Below are 13,980 nucleotides of genomic sequence, written 5' to 3'. Positions count from 1 at the left end.
GCTAACCTCGAACTAGTTTCAGGTAGACGGCGGTCATCTCCAAGCGGACGGCGAGCATGGCCAACTGTTGCTCCATGCTGCCCGCCGCCGTCGACGCGTCCGGCACCGCTGCTGCCTCCGGCAGTTCCGGCACGTCCTGGGCGCTGATCACATCGACATCGTCCAGATCCGCGGCCCGGGCGGCGACGATCGGTTGCTCGGCATCGGTGGTGAGCACGAATGTGCGCATCCGCCGGGGAAGCGGACCGTCGATCTGTTCGTCGTGGAACATCGACCGCTCCCGGTCCGCCGCCGACGTGCCTCCCATGCCGCCGCGCAGCACGACGAGCGCATCGGCGAAGCCGGCGGCGGCCACGACCCGATGGGCGACGCGCAACATGGTGGCCGCGCAGTGCCGGGCCAGCGCCAGCGTCGCCGCGCTGTCGCCGGCCAGCACCACTTCGCGCTCCGACATCCGTTCGGCCAGTGTCTTGGCCGGATTGGTGAACAGCTCGCGGTTCGCGCTGTTGCGAAGCGCCTCGGCGTCGAGTTCGTCGGCCATCGCGTCGAGATCGACGTGCATGGTGGGGTCGACGACGTCGAGGGTGGCCAGGCCTGCGGCGAGGTAGCGCACGAACCCGAAGTCGTCGGGCACCCACACCCTGGGCGACAGCACCGCCGCCCGTCCGGCCGCGACGTCGCGCAGCGGCCCTTCATACGGCGCGGCGACCACGATGCGCGCCCCGCGGCGCACTCCGGTGGCGGCCGCGTTCACCAGAGCGGGATCGCCCGGGTCGTCGCCCGCGACGACCAAGACATCCAATGGGCCGATCCACGGCGGCACCTCGGAGGCGACGACGATGGGCGCGGCCACCGATCCGCCCCATGCCGAAGCGAGCAGCGATCCGGCGGTCTCCGCATTGCCGCGACCGGCGACCCAGATCACCGTCCGCGGTGTCCCGTCGGTGCGCAGCGAATCGAGTTCGCCCTCCGCGAGCGCGGCGTCGGTGGCACGCACCTGGGCGCCCGCCATCGACGCGGCGCGCAGCAGCCCGTCGCGGTCGGCGCCGAGCAGTGCGTCGACGTCGTCGAGGTCGATGATCGCGGCCGAAGGAGACGGCCCGGTGGTCACGTGACCACCTCGGAGTTGGACGGGAGTCGCCCACGGACGGTGTCGGAAACCTGTCCGACGATCCGGTCGACCTCGTCGGTGGTGCGGGCTTCGACGTTGAGTCGCAGCAGCGGTTCGGTGTTGGACATCCGCAGGTTGAACCAGGCGCCTTCACCGAGGTCGACGGTTACACCGTCGAGGTGGTCGATGGAGTGGATCCGGTTGCCGAACGCCTTGAGCACCTCGTCGACGCAGCGCTCGGCGTCGGTGACGGTGAAGTTGATCTCGCCGGACGCCTCGTAGCGCTGGTAGTCGGCCATCATCTCCGACAGCGGCCGGTGTTGTTCGCCGAGCGCGGCCAACACGTGCAGGGCGGCCAGCATTCCGGAGTCGGCGCCCCAGAAGTCGCGGAAGTAGTAGTGCGCCGAATGTTCTCCGCCGAAGATCGCACCGGTCTCGGCCATCAGCGCCTTGATATAGGAGTGCCCGACACGGCTGCGAACCGGCGTACCGCCGCGCTCCGTCACCAGTTCGGGCACTGCCCGCGAGGTGATCAGGTTGTGAATCACCGTGGCGCCGATCTCCCTGCCGAGTTCCCGCGCGGCGACCAACGCGGTCACCGCTGACGGCGAGACCGGATGCCCTTTCTCGTCGACGACGAAACACCGGTCGGCGTCGCCGTCGAACGCCAAACCGATATCGGCGCCGGTCTGCAGGACGAAGGCCTGAAGATCGGTCAGGTTCGCCGGATCCAGCGGATTGGCTTCGTGATTGGGGAACGTGCCGTCGAGTTCGAAGTACAGCGGCTCCAGCGTGATACCCGAGATCGGTCCGAGCACCGCGGGCGTGGTGTGGCCTGCCATGCCGTTGCCCGCGTCGACGGCGACCTCGAGCGGTCGCACGTCGGCAAGGCTCACCAGCGAGCGCAGGAACTCGCCGTAGTCGGCCAACACGTCGCGGTCGCTGATCGTGCCGTGCGCACCGTCGTAGCCAGGGACGCCGGCGATGACCTCTTCGGCGATGGTCGACAGGCCGGTGTCCTTGCCCACCGGTTTGGCGCCGGCGCGACAGAGCTTGATGCCGTTGTAGGCGGCCGGGTTGTGGCTGGCGGTGAACATCGCGCCGGGGCAGTCCATGAGGCCCGACGCGAAGTACAGCTGGTCGGTCGAGGCGAGTCCGATCCGCACCACGTCGAGGCCCTGGGCGGTCACGCCATCGGCGAACGCGTCCGCCAGTGCGGGTGAGCTGGCCCGCATGTCGTAGCCGACGACGACCTGCGAGGCCCTGTCTCGGACGAGGCGGGCGAAGGCGCCGCCCACGTCGGCGACGAACGACTCGTCGAGTTCCGTACCGACCAGGCCGCGCACGTCATAAGCCTTGATGACGCGATGAACCGCCGCGGCGGGCCGGGACATTAGGACTCCTTGTGACACGGACTACTACTGGCGCCAGCCTAACGGTCCGGCCAGACGTGCACGTCGGCTAGTCGGTGGGGTCCGGCAGCACCCGCAGATGGCCTCGGCGCCGGCCGTTGGACTCCGGTCGCCTGGCAGGCGGCGCCATCAGCGAGCCTCCAGGTGCACCGGTGACGGGGTCGGAGAACCCGGTCGCCATCCGGTTGATCGGCGGAGCGACGTCGCGCCCCTCCCGGACCGCATCGGCCAGCGCGACGAGGTCGTCTTCGTCGGGGTGTGAGGGCAGCGGGCCGGCGTGACGCACCAGTTCCCAGCCGCGGGGCGCGGTGACGCGGCCGGCGTGCACGACGCACAGGTCCCATGAATGCGGTTCGGCCACCGTCGCGAGGGGGCCGACGACCGCCGTGGAGTCGGCGTAGACGAATGTCAGCGTCGCGACCGCATAGTGCGGACACCCGGGCCGGCAGCAGCGACGGGGAACGTTCACAGCGGAAGGCTATCGTGGCCGCACTCCGCACGCCGCCGGACACGCGCAGCCTGCCGACGGCCGATCTCGAACCGTTACGATCCAGTTCATCGCGCACGAAAGGAGCACCCAAGCGGTGGCCAAGCGTGAACACATGCGCGCGCGCCGGGGTCGCGGGATGCGCGGGCCGTTACTCCCTCCGACCGTGCCGGGCTGGCGCAGTCGCGCCGAGAGGTTCGACATGGCGGTGCTGGAGGCCTACGAGCCGATCGAGCGGCGTTGGCAGGACCGGCTGGCGACACTGGACGTCGCGGTGGACGAGATACCACGCATTGCGCCCAAGGATCCCGACAGTGTGCAGTGGCCGCCGGAAGTGATCGCAGACGGGCCGATCGCGCTGGCCCGGCTGATCCCGGCGGGCGTGGACGTCAGGGGGAACGCCACACGCGCGCGAATTGTGCTGTTTCGCAAGCCAATCGAGCGGCGGGCCAAGGATTCAGTCGAGCTCGAGGAGCTGCTGCATGAAATCCTGGTGGCTCAGGTCGCCACATATCTGGGCGTCGAGCCTTCCGTCATCGACCCGACGATCGACGACGACTGATCTCGCGGCTCAGATGATTCCGCGCTTGAGGCGGCGACGCTCGCGCTCTGACAGGCCGCCCCAGATCCCGAAGCGCTCGTCGTGCGCCAACGCGTAATCCAGGCAGGCGTCGCGCACCTCGCAGCCCTGGCAGATGCGCTTGGCTTCGCGCGTCGAGCCGCCCTTCTCCGGAAAGAACGCCTCGGGGTCGGTTTGGGCGCACAGCGCCTTCTCCTGCCAGAGTTCGTCCTCCGGTGTCAGTGCCGGCGCCACCTCGATCGGGTCGGGCACCAAACTCAGCTGGGGACGCCGGGGCGTCTCAACCGGTGCCGGTTCCGAATGGGCGTGCGGCGCGCTGTCTACTGAGCCGAAGACTCGGCTGTCGAACCGAACCAGACGATCGAAATCGCCGTACTCAAAAGACATCTTCCGCCTCCTCACCTGGTCTCGTTGATCCCCTATAAGTGGCCCGCAGAGATGCGGAACACTTCCAATTCGAACAAGTGATCGAATCTCGGTCTGCGGCACCGGAACCGGATGGCCTACCGGGAAATGACACTGCTGTGATTACACACGCGTCAGTCGCCCTGGTCAAGCTCTAGAACAGGAATTCATACCATTCCGTGATCGAAATACGGCGAGTCGTGACCTCGGCGTGTCCATCACACTCCCGCCCACCGGCCCGGGCCGCCACTCCTGCCCGTACCGAATTCGGTTGGACGGCCTACGCTCGGTCGATGTGAAGGTCACCGTACTGGTCGGCGGCGTCGGCGGCGCCCGCTTCCTGCTTGGCGTGCAACATCTGTTGGGGCTTGGGCAGTTTGGTGGCGCCAAAGGTACTGCTGGGACTGATGATACTGCTGAGCACGAACTGACTGCAGTGGTCAATGTGGGTGACGATGCGTGGATGTTCGGCGTGCGGATCTGTCCGGACCTCGACACCTGCATGTACACCCTCGGGGGAGGTATCGATCCCGAACGCGGCTGGGGACATCGCAACGAAACCTGGCATGCCAAGGAGGAACTCGCGACCTACGGCGTGCAGCCCGACTGGTTCGGCCTCGGCGACCGGGACCTGGCGACACATCTCGTCCGCAGCCAGATGTTGCGCGCGGGCTATCCGCTGTCGCAGGTGACCGAGGCGCTGTGCGCGCGATGGGCCCCCGGGGCCAGACTGCTGCCCGCCAGTGACGACCGCAGCGAAACCCACGTCGTCATCACCGATCCCGGACCCGGCGAGTACGCCGGCGAGAAACGTGCCATCCACTTTCAGGAGTGGTGGGTGCGATACCGGGCGAAAGTACCAACGCACAGCTTCGCTTTCGTCGGCGCCGAAAAAGCCACCGCGGGACCCGGCGTCGCCGAGGCCATCGAAGCCGCCGACGTCGTGCTCATCGCGCCGTCCAACCCGGTGGTGAGCATCGGCGCGATCCTGGCCGTACCCGGTATTCGCGGCGCGCTGCGTTCGACACCGGCGCCGGTCATCGGCTACTCCCCGATCATCGGCGGAAAGCCGTTGCGCGGCATGGCCGATGAATGCCTGTCGGTGATCGGCGTGCCGAGCACGTCCGAAGCCGTCGGCAGGCACTACGGCGCGCGCTCCCGTGTCGGCATCCTCGACGGCTGGTTGGTGCACGAGGGAGACGGCGCGGCGGTCGACGGTGTCGAGGTGCGTGCGGTGCCACTGCTCATGACCGATCCCGAGGTCACCGCCGAGATGGTTCGCGCCGGAATGGATTTGGCAGGCGTGAAGCCATGAGCGGCGGCGACCCCGGCTCAACGGCGCCGCCGAGCGGCGACCCCGGCTCAACGGCGCCGCCGAGCGGCGACCCCGGCTCAACGGCGCCGCCGAGCGGCGACCATGGCTCGGCCGCCGCGGTGGAGCTGCTGCCCCTTGCGGGGTTGCCCGAGTTCCGCCCCGGCGACGACCTCGCCTCGGCGATCGCCGAGGCCGCGCCGTGGCTGCGCGACGACGACATCGTCGTGGTCACCAGCAAGGTGATGTCGAAGTGCGAGGGCCGCATCGTCGACGCGCCGATCGACCCCGAGGAGCGCGACGTGCTGCGGCGCAGGCTCATCAACGCCGAGGCGGTCCGCGTGCTGGCGCGCAAGGGACGCACGCTGATCACCGAGAACGCGATCGGCCTGGTTCAGGCCGCCGCGGGTGTCGACGGCTCCAACGTCGACTCCGCCGAACTCGCGCTGCTTCCAACCGATCCCGATGCCAGCGCCGCGGCACTGGCGTCGGCGCTGCGCGAGCGGCTCGGCGTGACGGTCGGCGTCGTCGTCACCGACACCATGGGCCGGGCCTGGCGCAACGGGCAGACCGACGTGGCGATCGGCGCGGCCGGCGTGACCGTGCTGCACGGTTACGGCGGTTCGGTCGACCGGCACGGCAACGAACTGATCGTCACTGAGATCGCGGTCGCCGACGAGATCGCCGCGGCAGCGGATCTGGTGAAGGGCAAGCTGACCGACATCCCGGTCGCGGTGGTGCGCGGGTTGCGGCTGCCCGACGACGGTTCCACCGCGCGCCGGCTGGTTCGGGCGGGCGAGGAGGACCTGTTTTGGCTCGGCACCGAGGAGGCCATCGCGCTCGGCAGGAGTCAGGCGCAGCTGCTGCGCCGGTCGGTGCGGCAGTTCACGGCCGAGCCCGTGGACGCCGAGCTCGTGGAATCCGCTGTCGCCGAGGCCCTCACTGCGCCGGCACCGCATCACACCCGACCGGTGCGGTTCGTGTGGCTACAGGATCCCGCCCGACGGAAGGTCCTGCTGGATCGGATGAAGGACAAGTGGCGCGCCGACCTCACCGCCGACGGGCGCGCCGCCGACGCCGTCGAGCGTCGCGTCGAACGCGGCCGGATCCTCTACGACGCACCGGAGGTCGTCATCCCGTTTTTGGTGCCCGACGGCGCGCACGACTATCCGGACGCCGACCGCACTGCCGCGGAGCACACGATGTTCACCGTCGCGGTCGGCGCGGCGGTGCAGGCGCTTCTGGTGGCGTTGGCGGTGCGGGGTGTCGGGAGCTGCTGGATCGGGTCGACGATCTTCGCCCCCGACATCGTCCGCGAGGAACTCGACCTGCCCGACGACTGGGAACCGTTGGGCGCGATCGCGATCGGCTACCCGCAGGACGGGCCGCCGTCCGGCCCGCGGCCTCCCGTGCCGACCGACGGACTGCTGGTGCGCAAGTGAGCCTGCACGCATCAGCGGTGGAGGTGCTGAGCCGTTGGCGCGCACCGGATCCCGCACAGGACACCCTGCGGCACGCGGTGTTGGCGTTTTTGGCGGCCCGACCCGACGGTTGCCTGCGTGAATGCGTCGCGGGCCACGTCACCGGGTCGGCCCTCGTGCTCGACCACGCCGGGACCCACGCACTGCTGACACTGCACCCCCGGTTCGGGCGATGGCTGCAACTCGGCGGTCATTGCGAGCCGACCGATCCCGATGTCGTGACGGCCGCACTGCGAGAGGCCACCGAGGAGTCCGGCATCGGTGGTCTCACGATCGACCCGACCATGGCCGCGCTGCACGTCCACCCCGTCACGTGCTCGCTGGGGGTGCCGACCCGTCACCTCGACATGCAGTTCATTGTCCACGCGCCCGCCGACGCCGAAATCGCCATCAGCAACGAGTCTTTGGACCTGCGGTGGTGGCCGCTGGACGCGCTGCCCGCGGATTGCGATTTCGGTCTCACACAGTTGGCGGCGGCCGCCCGCGCCAGGTGATTTCGGTGTCATCCGTTGCGCTCAGCGCAACCAACGACACCGAAATCGCGGGCTAGACGTCGGTCGAGAACCGGATCCCGCCGTCGGGAATCGTCACTCCCGGCCACACGCGTGCACCGCGCAACAGTTCGCAGCGCGCACCGATGTCGGCGCCGTCGCCGATCACACCGTCGCGGATCAGCGCGCGCGGGCCGATGCGGGCCCCGAACCCGACGATCGAGCGTTCGATCACCGCGCCGGCGCCCACCCGCGCGCCGTCGAAGATGACCGCGCCGTCCAACCGTGCGCCCCCGGCGATCTCGGCACCGCGACCGACCACCGCGCCGCCGATCAGCAGCGCCCCGGGTGCGACGCTGGCGCCGTCGTGCACCAGCTTTTCACCGCGGTGCCCGCCCAACGCGGGTGACGGCGCGATACCGCGCACCAGATCCGCCGACCCCCGCACGAAATCCTCCGGTGTGCCCATGTCGCGCCAGTAGGTGGAGTCGACGTAGCCGCACACCCGGAGCCCGTCGGAGAGCAGGCCCGGGAAAACCTCGCGTTCGACCGAAAGCGCCCGGCCCTTCGGTATGCGCTCGATCACCTCGCGCTTGAACACGTAGCAGCCCGCGTTGATCTGATCGGTCGGGGGGTCCTGGGTCTTCTCGAGGAAGGCGGTCACCATGCCGTCGGAATCGGTTGGCACGCAACCGAATGCTCGAGGGTCACCGACGCGCACCAGGTGCAGCGTCACATCGGCGGCGTTGTCCTCGTGCGAATTCAGCAGCGCGCGAAGGTCGGCACCCGACAACACGTCGCCGTTGAACACCAGCGCGGTGTCGTGGCGCAGCTTGCCCGTGACGTTGGCGATGCCGCCGCCGGTGCCCAGCGGTTCGGTCTCGACGACGTATTCGATCTGCAGACCGAACTTGGATCCGTCGCCGAACTCGGACTCGAACACCGCGGCCTTGTACGACGTGCCCAGCACGACGTGCTCGATACCGGCCTCGGCGATGCGCGACAACAGGTGTGTCAGAAACGGCAAGCCGGCCGTCGGCAGCATCGGCTTGGGCGCGGACAGGGTCAGCGGCCGCAGCCGGGTGCCCAAGCCACCGACGAGGATGACGGCATCGACGTGTGCGGGATTCACTTGCGCCGTCCTTTCGCCCGGTTGCGTCGTGAGCTGCGGACCACCAGGCCCGCACGCGCGGCGAGCGAGCTTCGGATCGTCCACCGCAGCGGACCCTGCCACCACCTGGGGTACCGATCCGCGAGGAAAGTGTAGGTGCTGGTGTGATGGGCGGCCAAGTTGCGCGCGGGGTCCTTGCCGGTCGCGTGCCCCTTGTCGTGCAAAACCTCGGCGGCCGGCACATACACGTTCTGCCAGCCCGCCCGCGACAGGCGATCACCGAGGTCGACGTCCTCCATGTACATGAAGTAGCGCTCGTCGAAGCCCGATATCTCTTCGAACGCCGACCGGCGCAGCAACAGACACGATCCCGACAGCCAGCCGACGGCGCGTTCGCTGGGCTCCCGGCGCTCCTGGCGGTATTCGGCGGTCCACGGGTTGGACTTCCAGAACGGTCCCACGACGGCGTGCATCCCGCCGCGCACGAGGCTGGGCTGGTGCCGCGCCGATGGATACACCGAACCGTCCGGGTCGCGGATCAGCGGGCCGAGCGAACCCGCATGGGGCCAGCGGGCAGCGGCCTCCAGCAGGATGTCGATGCTGCGCGGACCCCACTGCACATCGGGGTTGGCCACGATGAAGAAGTCGTTGTTGTCCGAGTCCGTCAGGTACTCCGCGACCGCGCGGTTCACCGCGCTGCCGTATCCGAGATTGCCGCCGGTGGGCAGCAATCGGACGTTGGGATAGCGTGCGAGCGCCTCTTCGGGTGCGCCGTCGGTCGAGCCGTTGTCGGCCATCACCACTGTCACCGGCCGGTCGGTGGCGTGCGACAGCGTCGCCAGGAACCGGTTGAGGTGTGGACCCGGCGAGTACGTCACCGTGACGACCACCAACTCGTCACTCATGTGCCACCCGTTCCGAACTCACGGCGTCGAGGGTATCGGGCCGCCACGCCCGTACCGCGACAGCGCATCCGCGAGCGCCTCGCGCCACGGTCGCAGCGGAGTGAGGCCGGCATCGGCGGACCGCCGGCCCGACAGCGCGGTGTACGTCGGGCGCTGCGCGGGCCGTGGGTTTTCGGCGCCGGCGACGGGCCGCACCCGCCCGGGGTCTGCGCCGACGGCCTCGAAGATCGCGCGCGCCTGGTCGTAGCGGCTGGCCTCCCCGTCGTTGGCGGCGTGCAGCACCGGTGCGCTGATCGCGCCGTCGGCGATCTCCAGCAGCGCCGCGGCGAGGTCACCGGCGTAGGTCGGGGATGCGGTCTGGTCGGCCACCGCCTCGACCGTTTCGTCGCCGGCGGCCTTTCGGCGCATGGTCGCGGCGACGTCCGTGCCGTCGCTGCCTTCGTACACCCACGACGTGCGCACGACGTGCGCGCCGGGCAGGGCGGCCAACACGGCCCGCTCCCCAGCGAGTTTGGTGCGGCCGTAGACGTTCACCGGCGCGGTCTCGTCGTCGATCTCATACGGGCGGCGCGCTGTGCCGGAGAACACGTAGTCGGTCGAGATGTGGATCAGGCGGGCGCCGACGGCGGCGCACGCCCGCGCGAGGTGAGCCGGTCCGTCGGCATTGACCGCGTGCGCACGGTCCTGTTCGGTCTCGGCCGCGTCCACGTTGGTGTACGCGGCGCAGTTGATCACCACGTCACCGGATTCGATGACACGCTGGGCGGCCGCCGCATCGGTGATGTCGAGCTCCGACGACGTCAGCGCCAGCACCTCGCGGCCCTGCTGGCGGGCCTGAGCTGCGAGAACCCGACCGACCATGCCGCCTGCACCGGGAATGACGATCCGGCCCGGCCCGCGAGAAGTCATGGTCACGAGTCTGGCACGCCGAGGCGCGCTACCCGCTTCGTGCCCGTCTCGCCAGTAGCCTGGGCTGATGCCCGGTCGAATGCTCCGTGTCATCGCCGTGTCCGCGGCCTTGGCGATCGTGGTCGGTACGGGCGTCGCGTGGGGCAAGATCCGCTCGTTCGAATCCGGCATCAACCACATCTCGTCGATCGCGCTGGGCGAGGGCGGCGAAGACGGCGCGATCGACATCCTGCTCGTCGGCATGGACAGCCGCACCGACGCGCACGGCAATCCTCTGTCCCAGGAGGAACTGGCGACGCTGCGAGCGGGCGACGACGAAGCCACCAACACCGACACGATCATCTTGATCCGCGTCCCCAACAACGGAAAATCCGCGACCGCCATCTCGATCCCGCGCGACTCCTATGTCGAGGCACCGGGAATCGGCAAGATGAAGATCAACGGCGTGTACGGCTCGGAACACCTCGAGAAGATGACCGAGCTCGTCGAGCAGAAGGGCGTGGACCCGGCCGAAGCCGAGCCGCAGGCCAAGGAAGCCGGACGCGAAGCCCTGATCAAGACCGTGGCCAACCTCACCGGCGTTACCGTCGACCACTACGCCGAGATCGGACTGCTGGGCTTCGCGTTGATCACCGACGCCCTCGGCGGCGTCAACGTGTGTTTGAAAGAGCCCGTGTACGAACTGCTTTCGGGAGCCGACTTTCCTGCCGGCTGGCAGAAGCTCAACGGCCCGCAGGCGCTGAGCTTCGTCCGGCAGCGCCACGATCTGCCACGCGGCGACCTCGACCGGGTGACGCGTCAGCAGGCGGTGATGGCTTCCCTTGCGCACGAGGTGATCTCCGGCAAGACGCTGTCGAGTCCGGCCACCTTGAACCGCCTGCAGGATGCCGTGCAGCGCTCCGTCGTACTCTCCGACGGTTGGGACGTCATGCAGTTCGCCGAGCAACTGCAGAAGCTGGCCGCGGGCAACGTCGCGTTCGCCACCATTCCGGTGCTGCAGGAGAACGGTTGGAGCGACGACGGGATGCAGAGCGTCGTGCGCGTGGACCCCAGTGAGGTCAAGAGCTGGATCGAAGGCCTGCTGGACGAGCAGGACGAAGGTAAGACCGAGCAGATCGCCTACACGCCCGACAAGACCACCGTCGAGGTGGTCAATGCCACCGAGGTCAACGGCCTGGCCGCCGCGGTGTCGCAGGTGCTGACCAATAAGGGGTTCACCCCCGGCGCGACGGGCAACCACGAGGGCGACCCGGTGGCCAGCAGCCAGGTGCGCGCCAACAAGACCGATGACCTTGGCGCACAGGCTGTCTCGAAAGGCTTGGGCGAGTTGGCGATTGTCGAGGACCCGTCGGTGGCCCCGGGGCACGTGCGCGTGGTGCTGGCCGACGACTACACCGGTCCGGGTTCGGGCCTGGACGGCAGCAACGTTCCGATGCTGACCACCGATTCGGTGGCCGTCGGCTCGACCGAGACCGCTCCGCCCCCGTCGCCGATCCTGACCGCCGGATCCAACGACCCGGAGTGCGTCAACTAACGTCGACGAGCGTGACGACCGTCAGTGGGGCAATCCTCGACCCGCTCATGGCCTCGGACCCCGCAGGCCCCCGCATCACCTACTACGACGACGCGACCGGCGAGCGCATCGAGTTGTCCACCGCCACGCTCGCGAACTGGGCCGCCAAGACCGCCAACCTGTTACGCGACGAGTTGGGCGCAGGCCCGGCGTCTCGTATCGCGGTCCTGCTGCCCGCGCACTGGCAGAGCGCCGCCGTGTTCTTCGGTATCTGGTGGATCGGCGCCGAGGTGGTGCTCGGGGACGCTTCGGTGGACTCCGCCGACATCGCGCTGTGCACCGCCGACCGGTTGGCCGAGGCCGACGGGGCGGTCGGGATGGGCAGCGGAATAGGCGAGGTCGCGGTGCTGTCGCTGGACCCGTTCGGCAAGCCCGCGGCCGATCTACCGGTCGGTGTCACCGACTACGCCACCGCGGTGCGGGTACACGGCGACCAGATCTCACCGGAGCGCATACCCGGCCCCGCGCTCAACGGCCGCGGCGTCGACGAGGTGCTCACCGCGGCCCGCCAGTCCGCTGCGGCACAGGGTTTCACCGCATCCGACCGGGTGCTGTCCAGCGCCGGATGGGATAGCGCCGACGAGCTCGTCGACCACATGCTGGCCGTCTTCGCCGTCGGCGCCTCCCTCGTGCAGGTGGCCAACCCCGATGCCGCGCTGGCCGACCGTCGCAGGGCCACCGAGAAGGTCACCAAGGGCTGAGAGCCGTATCGGCGAAATGGGCTTTCGCCGACGCTGAAGCCCGCGCAGTGCCACGCTGGAGGACGTGATCGACCGGCGCGAATTCTTCGTGCTGTCGGCGGGCGTGGCGGCCGCCGTCGTGGGCGGCTGTTCGTCGAAGACGCCCGAGCCGGCGTCGGCCGATCGGGCCTCGGGGCCGGGATTCGACATCACGTTCACCCCTGCCGAGGTTGACGTCGACCTCGGCGGTGTCACCGTCCGCACTTGGGCGTACGGCGACCGGGTGCCCGGCCCGGAGATCCGCATCCGCAGAGGCGACAGGATGCGCGCACAGCTGGACAACGGGCTGCCCGCCCCGACCACCATCCACTGGCACGGTCTGGCCATCCCCAACGCCATGGACGGCGTGCCCGTGTTGACGCAGCCCGCCGTACCCGCGGGCCAGTCGTTCACCTACGACTTCGTCGTGCCCGACGCCGGGACGTACTGGTACCACTCCCATCAGGGCACCCAACTCGACCGCGGGCTGTACGGCCCGCTGATCATCGAAGACCCCGCCGACGGCGCCGACTACGACGACGAACTCGTCGTCGTGCTCGACGATTGGGTCGACGGCACCGGCCGCAACCCCGACCAGGTCCTTGCCGAACTGAACAAGGCGGGTATGCCGGCGATGCCGAACATCCCGGACGCCGGCATCACCCCGGCCACCCCGCTCGGCGACGACGGCGGCGACGTCACCTACCCCTACTACGTCATCAACGGACGCGTGACCGCCGATCCGCAGGTCGTCGATTACCGTGCCGGACAACGCATTCGGCTGCGTGTTATCAACGCCGGTTCGGACACCGCGTTCCAGGTCGGTGTGCCCGGACACCCGCTGCGGGTGATCGCGACCGACGGGTTCGCGGTCGAGTCCAGGCAGGCCGATTCGGTCATCCTCGGGATGGGAGAACGGGCCGATGCGATCGTCACCCTGCAGGCGTCGGCGCCGGTCATCGCCGCGGCGTACCGCAAGGACGGCTACGCGAGGCTCGACATGCGCGTCGACAACAAGGCAGGCACGGGCAACATCGACGACTACGTCGCGACGCTGCGGACCCAGCCCCCGCTCGACACCGCGACGCTAGCGGCCACACCCGAGGTGAACCTGCCCGACCGCGCCGCCCAGCAGGTCATCGACATGCGGTTGGCCGGTCCGGTCAACGGCTACACCTGGACGATCAACGGAAAGCGCTACGACCCGCCCCGCGACGGATACGCGGTGACACGTGACCAACGCGTGCGCATCCGCTATGTCAACGAGTCGAAAATGTTTCACCCCATGCACTTACACGGCCACACGTTCCAGGTGATGGGGGCCGAGGGCCCGCGGGCCCGCAAGGACACGGTGCTCGTCGCGCCGCTGCGCACAGTCGACATCGACTTCGACACCGACAACCCCGGGCGGTGGATCACCCACTGCCACAACACCTATCACCTCGAAGCGGGGATGGCCACCTTCATCGAGTACACCTGAGCGG

14 protein-coding genes are annotated in these 13,980 nt (G+C 69.1%); 7 read left to right on the top strand and 7 right to left on the bottom strand.

The window, feature by feature from the left end; translation table 11 throughout:
* Window position 1: 1 nt before the first annotated feature.
* From A5759_RS09720 to A5759_RS09710, 3 genes are all read right to left on the bottom strand, one after another.
* On the bottom strand, window positions 2–1,111 hold the full coding sequence (locus A5759_RS09720) for a TobH protein (RefSeq protein WP_068196749.1): 1,110 nt from the start codon (window positions 1,109–1,111) through the stop codon (window positions 2–4).
* Window positions 1,108–2,505, bottom strand: a complete 1,398-nt coding sequence (locus tag A5759_RS09715; RefSeq protein ID WP_068196747.1) for a phosphomannomutase/phosphoglucomutase — start codon at window positions 2,503–2,505, stop codon at window positions 1,108–1,110. Before A5759_RS09715 ends, A5759_RS09720 begins: the two co-directional genes overlap by 4 nt.
* Before the next feature lie 67 nt (window positions 2,506–2,572).
* Complete coding sequence (locus A5759_RS09710) at window positions 2,573–2,992, bottom strand: DUF3499 domain-containing protein (protein ID WP_064345814.1); 420 nt, start codon at window positions 2,990–2,992, stop codon at window positions 2,573–2,575.
* Between the two features lie 157 nt (window positions 2,993–3,149).
* On the opposite strand from A5759_RS09710, the gene A5759_RS09705 reads away from it, so the two are divergent.
* Window positions 3,150–3,572 (top strand): metallopeptidase family protein, encoded by a 423-nt coding sequence (locus tag A5759_RS09705; protein WP_064394761.1) that lies wholly within the window; start codon window positions 3,150–3,152, stop codon window positions 3,570–3,572.
* Window positions 3,573–3,581: 9 nt separating this feature from the next.
* Here A5759_RS09705 and A5759_RS09700 read toward each other — a convergent pair whose 3' ends face one another.
* Complete coding sequence (locus A5759_RS09700) at window positions 3,582–3,842, bottom strand: WhiB family transcriptional regulator (protein WP_231984605.1); 261 nt, start codon at window positions 3,840–3,842, stop codon at window positions 3,582–3,584.
* A gap of 448 nt (window positions 3,843–4,290) precedes the next feature.
* On the opposite strand from A5759_RS09700, the gene cofD reads away from it, so the two are divergent.
* The 3 genes from cofD to A5759_RS09685 are packed head-to-tail and all read left to right on the top strand — an operon-like array spanning window position 4,291 to window position 7,282.
* Window positions 4,291–5,310 carry a 2-phospho-L-lactate transferase gene (gene cofD / locus A5759_RS09695; RefSeq protein ID WP_068196745.1) on the top strand — a complete coding sequence of 340 codons (1,020 nt, stop codon included), beginning with the start codon at window positions 4,291–4,293 and terminating at the stop codon, window positions 5,308–5,310.
* Entirely contained in the window at window positions 5,307–6,749 is a 1,443-nt protein-coding gene (locus tag A5759_RS09690; RefSeq protein ID WP_082962064.1) for a coenzyme F420-0:L-glutamate ligase, read from the top strand. Before cofD ends, A5759_RS09690 begins: the two co-directional genes overlap by 4 nt.
* Window positions 6,746–7,282: an NUDIX hydrolase gene (locus A5759_RS09685; RefSeq protein WP_068196742.1), complete on the top strand. Its 537-nt coding sequence runs from the start codon at window positions 6,746–6,748 to the stop codon at window positions 7,280–7,282. Before A5759_RS09690 ends, A5759_RS09685 begins: the two co-directional genes overlap by 4 nt.
* Before the next feature lie 52 nt (window positions 7,283–7,334).
* Here A5759_RS09685 and A5759_RS09680 read toward each other — a convergent pair whose 3' ends face one another.
* The 3 genes from A5759_RS09680 to rfbD are packed head-to-tail and all read right to left on the bottom strand — an operon-like array spanning window position 7,335 to window position 10,204.
* Complete coding sequence (locus A5759_RS09680) at window positions 7,335–8,411, bottom strand: sugar phosphate nucleotidyltransferase (RefSeq protein WP_066849032.1); 1,077 nt, start codon at window positions 8,409–8,411, stop codon at window positions 7,335–7,337.
* The gene (locus tag A5759_RS09675; RefSeq protein ID WP_068196739.1) at window positions 8,408–9,295 is read right to left on the bottom strand and encodes a glycosyltransferase family 2 protein; all 888 of its coding nucleotides are present in this window, start codon (window positions 9,293–9,295) and stop codon (window positions 8,408–8,410) included. The genes A5759_RS09680 and A5759_RS09675 overlap by 4 nt, the downstream gene beginning before the upstream one ends.
* 18 nt (window positions 9,296–9,313) lie before the next feature.
* A complete protein-coding gene (gene rfbD, locus A5759_RS09670) occupies window positions 9,314–10,204 on the bottom strand; it encodes a dTDP-4-dehydrorhamnose reductase (protein ID WP_068197096.1) in 891 nt (296 codons plus the stop codon).
* A gap of 67 nt (window positions 10,205–10,271) precedes the next feature.
* Here rfbD and A5759_RS09665 point away from each other — a divergent pair, with 67 nt between their 5' ends.
* The 3 genes from A5759_RS09665 (at window position 10,272) to A5759_RS09655 (ending at window position 13,976) form a co-directional block, all read left to right on the top strand.
* On the top strand, window positions 10,272–11,738 hold the full coding sequence (locus tag A5759_RS09665; protein ID WP_068196736.1) for an LCP family protein: 1,467 nt from the start codon (window positions 10,272–10,274) through the stop codon (window positions 11,736–11,738).
* Window positions 11,726–12,478 (top strand): TIGR03089 family protein, encoded by a 753-nt coding sequence (locus A5759_RS09660; RefSeq protein WP_068196732.1) that lies wholly within the window; start codon window positions 11,726–11,728, stop codon window positions 12,476–12,478. The genes A5759_RS09665 and A5759_RS09660 overlap by 13 nt, the downstream gene beginning before the upstream one ends.
* 64 nt (window positions 12,479–12,542) lie before the next feature.
* Complete coding sequence (locus tag A5759_RS09655; protein WP_068196729.1) at window positions 12,543–13,976, top strand: multicopper oxidase family protein; 1,434 nt, start codon at window positions 12,543–12,545, stop codon at window positions 13,974–13,976.
* Window positions 13,977–13,980: the final 4 nt, after the last annotated feature.

Source organism: Mycobacterium sp. 852014-52144_SCH5372336, assembly GCF_001665615.1.
In the GTDB taxonomy this organism is placed as follows: domain Bacteria; phylum Actinomycetota; class Actinomycetes; order Mycobacteriales; family Mycobacteriaceae; genus Mycobacterium; species Mycobacterium neumannii_A.
Note: the sequence above shows the minus strand (reverse complement) of the source record. Positions and strands in the feature narration are given on the sequence as shown.

Excerpts from the sequence above, each read along its gene's own strand:
- A5759_RS09715 (WP_068196747.1), bottom strand. The coding sequence starts at position 2,505 with ATGTCCCGGCCCGCCGCGGCGGTTCATCGCGTCATCAAGGCTTATGAC.
- A5759_RS09705 (WP_064394761.1), top strand. The coding sequence starts at position 3,150 with ATGCGCGGGCCGTTACTCCCTCCGACCGTGCCGGGCTGGCGCAGTCGC.
- A5759_RS09690 (WP_082962064.1), top strand. The coding sequence starts at position 5,307 with ATGAGCGGCGGCGACCCCGGCTCAACGGCGCCGCCGAGCGGCGACCCC.
- A5759_RS09675 (WP_068196739.1), bottom strand. The coding sequence starts at position 9,295 with ATGAGTGACGAGTTGGTGGTCGTCACGGTGACGTACTCGCCGGGTCCA.
- rfbD (WP_068197096.1), bottom strand. The coding sequence starts at position 10,204 with ATGACTTCTCGCGGGCCGGGCCGGATCGTCATTCCCGGTGCAGGCGGC.
- A5759_RS09665 (WP_068196736.1), top strand. The coding sequence starts at position 10,272 with ATGCCCGGTCGAATGCTCCGTGTCATCGCCGTGTCCGCGGCCTTGGCG.